Genomic DNA, 1,971 nt, shown 5'->3' with positions numbered 1-1,971 from the left:
CTTCAATGCCTCAGCAAGCTCAGTAGGTTCTACTTCACCATCACCGTTTTTGTCTATTTTCTTGAAAAGATCCTTAAAGAACTGGGGCATATCCTCAGGATCAAGAAAGCCATCGGCTTTCGGGTTACTTTCCTCCACAATTTGAAAGCCCATTTTCTTCCAATCGTGTGGAGTGATCATTTTCGCGTCAGATTTTTTTATCAATCCGGAAATCGGTTGATCGTCCTCAATGACGGAGACTTCATACCAATCCTCGCTGCCCTCCTTGACAACTGGCACCTTACCCAAGTCGATAGCATGCTCATTCTTGGAAGGATCACTCGTCCCGGTAGCGGGCAATTTTTTCTTAAGCTGCGTACCTACCGGTAAATGCAGGTACTGCCTACCAATTTTCAAACCGGCGACGTTATCGAGGAAATCATTAACGTCGGCTTCGGCGCTGAATATCTCAACATGAACTTGGAATTTACTGTCCGTCATGCCCTGTTCGTCGACGAGATTTTCAGTTTTACCCAAGTAACCGATCGGGTCGCCAGCCTTGATTCCAATGCTAGTCGTCACAACCTCAAACTCTGTAGGCGTGAGCGTCTCCCACTGCACGTACTGGCTATCCGGATCGTTTTCGACAATGGCCCAGAAATTTGCTGGTACGTTCCCCGTGCCTGTCCATATGCTAGCTACCACCGGTGTACATGGGGCCATTCGCCGCAATTTGTTGTCGAGAACCAGGCTCACAACATCTTTGCTATCGAACGCAATAGTGCTGCTGACCGTTATCTCTCGACTTTCTTCTATACGCGCACCTGCAGGTTGCCCATTCGTAGAGCTCGCTGGTGCGGCATACATCGCCAAGCGTTTGCACGTCCTAGCTTTTACTTTCCCTTGCCAATACTTTGGCTTCGCACGCTGTGGAACATCGTCCGCGAGCCAAATACGTTTAGGTTGGGAGTTTTGGTAAGGTGCATCATTCTTCAAATAGGCGAACCAGACCTCTCTCCCTGCTTCACGAACTTTGTGCGACCCGTTCTTTACACTGCCAGAAAGAATTTTTCCTTTGGCATAGGTGACGTTACCGACGCGTCTCTCCTCCAGCACCTCAAGCTTGGTGCCCATAGCCAGTTTTCCGGGTGACTGAACGCTGCTTGTTTCGGGAAACTCGTCGTATGCCTTGAAGTCATTTACCTTCATGGTCACTTTGGGTTTTGGTGTTTCTTCCTCGGATAGCGGGTAGCGCTTATAAGGCAACAAATGCATATACAGACTGTAGAAGTTCAGCTTGTTTTGCTTGCCTTTGTTCGGCCCTTCTTCCGGATTGGGTGCCGACTTGTACTCGTGACGCACCAGGCAGAAGGAGTTGGAATATTTCAGCTTTTTCTCGTTGTCACCGAAGGTCGACTCCAAATAATCCTCGTTAAGGCGATACGCAACGACTTCGCCATCGGCCATGCAGCGTATCGGCTCATTCAGTACGCATTGTGGGGCACTTGCATCGCTGATGTGGATGCCGCCATGCCAAAATTTGTTGCTCCCCAGTAGGTAATGGCCTGACTTTTCACCCTCAAGTGCTTTGTAGACTTCCTCAGCATCAGTGAACTGTTTTCCGTCAGCCTTTCTAAAAGGATATTGGAAGTTCATTAACGGCGATGTCGCTGGAACAGGGGCGGGAGCGGGTGCAGGGGCAGGTGTCGGAGTTGGATTCCCCCCCGTCCTTGTCGACTCTTTAACTCTCAAAAACTTTGTAGGAACTGGCCAATACCAAGCCTTCCCCAAAGCGCCGAATGGTGCAGTGGCTGGACCAGAACTTTGTRCCCCAAAGAACTCGCCAAACTCAGAGTCTAATGTGCTGTCATAAAACTCGACAATCCCCGTATGATTTAACGTCTTATTTTCATGATTGGACGTTGCGTTAATCCAGAGGACGATATCTCCACGCCTTACATTAGCAGGACTAATCACATCATAGTATTGAAG

1 protein-coding gene is annotated in these 1,971 nt (G+C 49.0%); it reads right to left on the bottom strand.

All coding sequences use genetic code 11. The annotated features are described in order from the left end of the window. On the bottom strand, positions 1 to 1,635 hold a 1,635-nt coding region (locus tag AC1DLB_RS28790; protein ID WP_477786168.1), incomplete at its 3' end, for an EF-hand domain-containing protein. Positions 1,636 to 1,971: the final 336 nt, after the last annotated feature.

This window comes from Pseudomonas sp. 05N434, from assembly GCF_056396965.1.
This window is presented reverse-complemented; position numbering and strand designations above follow the sequence as displayed.